The sequence below is a fragment of the Dietzia sp. SYD-A1 genome (genome assembly GCF_015356725.1).
Taxonomy (GTDB): domain Bacteria; phylum Actinomycetota; class Actinomycetes; order Mycobacteriales; family Mycobacteriaceae; genus Dietzia.
This window is the reverse complement of sequence record NZ_JADDKI010000259.1, coordinates 1-5,095: the sequence shown is the minus strand read 5'-3', so window position 1 is coordinate 5,095 and position 5,095 is coordinate 1. Positions and strand designations below refer to the sequence as shown.

The window sequence follows — 5,095 nt, the reverse complement described above, 5'->3', positions numbered from 1 at the left end:
CTCCTCGACGCCGCATCCGCCACGCGGGAACGACTCCCCGCGGGACCCGGCCGCGCCCGTGCCGAACGACGGCGTGCGCTGCGGGCCTCGGGGAGACTCGGCGACCGGGTGGTGCTGCTGGTCACCTCCGGGCGGGCGCTGTGTCGCGCGGGAGCGAACCTGGTCCGCCACGGCGACCCCGTCGACCCGGCCGTCGTGGACGCGCTCGACCACCTGGTGTCCGCCGTGGAGGAACTGCGCCGATGGACGACCGGCTCCGGAGACGCCGAGATGGTCCGCCGCCTGGCACTGGGCTCGGCGGTATCGGCCTCCGCCACCTATGCCGCACCGAGCTCACCGGCGGTCAGCGTGGCGGTGGGGCAGATCCGGTCGGCCGTGATCGATCTCCTCCGGATCACCGGGATGTCTCAGCCCGAGGCCGTGGCGGCGTTGGAGGCGGCCGCCGGCCGGGCCACCCGGCCGCCCACGGGCCCGGGTGTCACCGACCATGCCGACGCGCGGGCCGGTGGCGGATACGAGAGCGTTACGTACGTTGGATGTATGAGCCCTACAAGCGATATCACACGACGTGCCGAGGAGATGACGAACGAGAGCGGCGGGTTCCCGGCCCAGGAACAGCGGCCCCCCGGGCTCAGCTCCGAGATGACCCCGGTCCCCGACCACGGGGAACACACCTATCGCGGATCGGACAAACTCCGGGGCATGAAGGCCCTGATCACCGGCGGTGACTCCGGGATCGGGCGAGCCGCGGCCATCGCCTTCGCCCGCGAGGGCGCCGACGTGGCGATCTCTTACCTCCCGGAGGAGGAATCCGACGCCCAGGACACCCGCGGCTGGATCGAGGACGCGGGGCGACGGGCGGTCCTCCTGCCCTGCGACCTGCGCGACGAGACCCAGTGTCGGCAGATGGTCCGGGACGCGGCGCAGCAGCTCGGCGGACTGGACATCCTCGTCAACAACGCCGGCTATCAGCACGCGCGCGGCGAGGGTCTGGAGACCATGGACAGCGAGAACATGGACCGGGTCTTCAAGACCAATCTCTACGCGACGATCTGGGCGAGCCAGGAGGCGTTGGACCACCTCGGGCCCGGGTCGTCGATCATCACCACCACGTCGATCCAGGCTTACCAGCCGGCACCGCCGCTCCTCGACTACGCGGCCACCAAGTCGGCGCTGAACAACCTCACCGTCAACCTCGCCTCCGAACTCGGGTCCCGGGGCATCCGGGTCAACGCGGTCGCCCCCGGTCCCATCTGGACTCCGCTGCAACCGGCCACCCAACCCGGCGAGAAGCTGGAGCAGTTCGGGTCGGACACCCCGCTCGGTCGCGCGGGCCAGCCCGCGGAGTGCGCGGGCGCGTTCGTCTTCCTCGCCTCGCCCTCTGACGCCGGCTACGTCTCGGGCACCGTGCTCGGCGTGACCGGCGGCAAGCCCGTCTTCTAGAGATGGCGGGCTCGACGCGCAGTACGCCCCTGGAGGACTACGCGCTGCTGTCCGACCTGCGCACCGGAGCGCTCGTGTCGCGGGTCGGGAGCATCGACTGGCTCTGTCTGCCCAGATTCGACTCCCCCGCCGTGTTCTCGGCCCTGCTCGGTGGCCCGGAGGACGGCCGGTGGTGTCTGTCGGTGGTCGACGGTGAGGTGCTCGACCGCCGGTACATCCCGGAGACCTTCGTGCTCGAGACGACCTGGCGGTCCCCGTCCGGCACCGCCCGGGTGACCGACTGTCTCCTGCGGAGCGAGTCGCAGGGGGACCTGATCCGCCGGGTCGAATGCCTCGACGGCGAGGTGACCGTCGAGCACGACCTGCGCCTGCGGTTCGACTACGCACGGGCCACGCCGTGGACACGGGAGATCGCCAGAGACGGGGGGCACCGAGCGCTGTTGGCGCTGGCGGGGCCCGACGGCATCCTGGTGACCGGGCCGATGCTGCGGTGGCCCGACGAGGACGACGACGAGTCGTCGCCCAACGACGACACTCACGCCCGTACCGACGTGCGCGACGACGAACGGTCACAGGAAGGCGGGCGCGCCCGCCGGCTCGAGGGGACGTTCGACGTCCGCGCCGGAGAGCGGTTGGACTGGGACCTGACCTGGTTCCCCTCCCACGACGACGTGCCCGACCCGCCCGACGCCGAGGAGACCATCGCGGCGACCATCAGCGCCTGGACCGAATGGTCGTCGCAGCTGGAGGTCGACTGCGATCCCCGGCCCGAGGTGACCCGGTCGCTCCTGGTCCTGCGAGCGCTCACCAATCTGGACACGGGCGCCATCGTGGCCGCGCCGACCACCTCGCTACCCGAATACTTCGGCGGGGAGAGGAACTGGGACTACCGCTACACCTGGCTCCGCGACGCGGCCTTCACCATCGAGGTCGTGGTGGCACACGGACTCACCGAGGGCGCCGAGCTGTGGCGGGACTGGCTCCTGCGTGCGGTCGCCGGTGACGTCGACGACGTCAAGATCATGTACGGCGTGGGCGGGGAGCGGCAGCTGATCGAGACGGAGCTCGACCACCTCGACGGCTACGAGGACTCCCGGCCGGTGCGCATCGGCAACGGAGCCGCAGACCAGTACCAGGCCGACGTCGTGGGGGAGGTCATGATCGCCCTGCACGACCTGCGCGAGGCCGGCGTCCACGAGGACGAGTACACCTGGGGACTGCAGAAGGGGCTCCTGCGCTACGCGGAGAGACACTTCGACCGGGAGGACCACGGCATCTGGGAGATGCGCGGGTCGACCCACCACTTCACCCACGGTCGGGCCATGATGTGGGCCGCCTTCGACCGTGGCGTCCGCGCGGTGGAGGACCACGGGCTCGACGGGCCCGTCGAGCGGTGGCGTGACCTGCGGACCCGGCTGGCCGAGGAGATCGACGAGCACGGATACGACTCCGAGCTGGGCAGCTTCACCCAGACCTACGACAACTCCGAGGTGGACGCCTCCCTGCTCCAGTTGCCCCACACCGGATTCCTGGACTACGACGACCCCCGGATGCTCGGGACGGTGGGGCGCATCGAACGGGACCTCGTCACCGAGGAGGGCTTCGTCCACCGGTATCGGGTCGACAGCGGGATCGACGGCCTGGAGGGCGGCGAGTACCCGTTCGTCCTGTGCACCTTCTGGCTGGTCGAGCAGTACGCCGGGAGCGGCCGCATCGACGATGCGCAGAGCCTCATGGAGACCATGGTGTCCCGGGGCAGCGACCTGGGGCTGTTCTCCGAGGAGTTCGACCCCGGATCCGGCCGCCTGGCGGGGAACTTCCCCCAGGCGTTCAGCCACATCGGGTTGATCCGGGCGGCAGACGCGCTGCAGGCGGCCCGGAAGGCACGAGAGGAAGGCGAACGATGACCACGTACGGGTTCCACGCCTCGCACGAACAGATCCCCCCGGGCAGGTTGTTGCGGGACGTCCAGCAGGCAGAACGGGCGGGCTTCCGGATCGCGATGTGCTCCGACCACTTCTCCCCCTGGTCGACGCGCCAGGGCCATTCGGGCTTCGCCTGGTCGTGGTTGGGGGCGGCACTGGCCACCACCGACATGACGTTCGGCACCGTCTGCGCGCCCGGTCAGCGCTACCACCCCGCCGTGGTCGCACAGTCGTCGGCGACGCTGGCGGAGATGTTCCCCGATCGCTTCTGGGTGGCCCTCGGCAGCGGCCAGAACATGAACGAGCACATCACCGGCGACAAGTGGCCCGACAAGGCCACCCGGCAGGCCCGCCTGGAGGAGAGCGTCGACGTCATCCGCCGCCTGCACCGCGGCGAGGAGGTCACCCACCACGGTCTCGTCGACGTCGAGAACGCGCGGGTGTACTCGCTGCCGGAGACGCCGCCCCGGATCATGGGACCGGCGCTCACCCCGGAGACCGCCGCGCGGGCGGCGAACTGGGCCGATGGACTCATCACGATCAACGACGACCCGGAGTCGGTCCGGCAGATCGTCCAGTCGTACCGGACGGCCGGGGGCCGGGGTCCTCTCGCGCTCCAGGTCCACGTGGCCATCGAGGACACCATGAGCCGCGCCCGGGAGGTCGCCCGCGACCAGTGGCAGAACCACGCCGTGGACCCCCCGGTCGCCTACGACCTGCCCACCCCCGAGGAGTTCGACCTGGTCGCCCGGTACATCCCCGACGAGAAGATCGAGGAGACCGTGATCGTCACCGACTCGGTCGATCACCTCGTCGCCCGGCTCCGGGAGTTCGAGGAACTGGGATTCGACGAGATCTACCTGCACCACGTCTCCCAGGACCAGCTCGGGTTCCTGGAGTTGGCGGAGCAGGAGCTGCTCCCGGCGCTCGCTCGCGGTTGACCTGAGGACCAGACGACGTAACGTCGCCGTCATGGCCACTGAGATGTTGCACACGTACATGCAGGACCACCACGCCGGGGCCGCCGCCGGGGTGGATCTGTTCCGGCGGGTGGCGAAGGACCACGAGGACCCGGAGATCCGCGAGGTCGTCGCCCGCATCGGTGACGAGACGGAGGAGGACCTCCACAGCCTCGAAGAGCTCATGACCCTGGCCGGAACGGCGCCGTCGGCACTCAAGGACCTCCCTGCGCGCGCCGCGGAGAAGCTCGGTCAACTCAAGCCCAACCAGCGCTTCGCCCGGAGGTCGCCGCTCAGCGATCTGCTCGAGCTGGAGGCGCTCACGATCGCGGTCCGGGGCAAGGAGTTGGGGTTCCGGGCCCTGCTGGACATCGGCGACCCCCGGCTGCCCCAGCCCACCCTGGAGGCGCTGGTGGAGCGCGCGGTCGAGCACGGCGCGCAGCTGGAGAAGCTTCGGCTGAAGTGCACGGGAGCGCTTCGTGAGAGCTGAACTGGGCTGAGCTGGTCGGAACCCCGGGCGTACCGTCTCGGGAATGAGGTTCTCACAGGTCGACGTCTTCTCCCCCGTCCCGTTCCGGGGTAACCCCCTGGCCGTGGTCCACGACGCGGACGCACTGTCCGACACGCAGATGGCGACCATCGCCAGGTGGACCAACCTCTCCGAGACCGCCTTCCTTCTCGCACCCACCTCGGCCGGGGCCGACTACCGGGTGCGGATCTTCACCCCCACCGCCGAGCTGCCGTTCGCCGGCCACCCCACGCTGGGGG

The 5,095-nt window shown here is 70.4% G+C and carries 5 protein-coding genes; all 5 read left to right on the top strand.

Annotation, left to right across the window (positions count from 1 at the left end; all coding sequences use genetic code 11):
* On the top strand, positions 1 to 1,443 hold a 1,443-nt coding region (locus IY392_RS19495; protein ID WP_304511146.1), incomplete at its 5' end, for an SDR family oxidoreductase.
* Positions 1,444 to 1,445: 2 nt separating this feature from the next.
* Positions 1,446 to 3,350 carry a glycoside hydrolase family 15 protein gene (locus IY392_RS11245; RefSeq protein ID WP_194861261.1) on the top strand — a complete coding sequence of 635 codons (1,905 nt, stop codon included), beginning with the start codon at positions 1,446 to 1,448 and terminating at the stop codon, positions 3,348 to 3,350.
* Positions 3,347 to 4,309 (top strand): TIGR03885 family FMN-dependent LLM class oxidoreductase, encoded by a 963-nt coding sequence (locus IY392_RS11240; protein ID WP_194861260.1) that lies wholly within the window; start codon positions 3,347 to 3,349, stop codon positions 4,307 to 4,309. Before IY392_RS11245 ends, IY392_RS11240 begins: the two co-directional genes overlap by 4 nt.
* 31 nt (positions 4,310 to 4,340) lie before the next feature.
* Positions 4,341 to 4,817 (top strand): hypothetical protein, encoded by a 477-nt coding sequence (locus IY392_RS11235; RefSeq protein ID WP_194861259.1) that lies wholly within the window; start codon positions 4,341 to 4,343, stop codon positions 4,815 to 4,817.
* A 43-nt stretch (positions 4,818 to 4,860) separates the two neighbouring features.
* Positions 4,861 to 5,095, top strand: a 235-nt coding sequence (locus IY392_RS11230; protein ID WP_194861258.1) for a PhzF family phenazine biosynthesis protein, incomplete at its 3' end; no start/stop codon positions are given.

Excerpts from the sequence above, each read along its gene's own strand:
- IY392_RS11245 (WP_194861261.1), top strand. The coding sequence starts at position 1,446 with ATGGCGGGCTCGACGCGCAGTACGCCCCTGGAGGACTACGCGCTGCTG.
- IY392_RS11240 (WP_194861260.1), top strand. The coding sequence starts at position 3,347 with ATGACCACGTACGGGTTCCACGCCTCGCACGAACAGATCCCCCCGGGC.
- IY392_RS11235 (WP_194861259.1), top strand. The coding sequence starts at position 4,341 with ATGGCCACTGAGATGTTGCACACGTACATGCAGGACCACCACGCCGGG.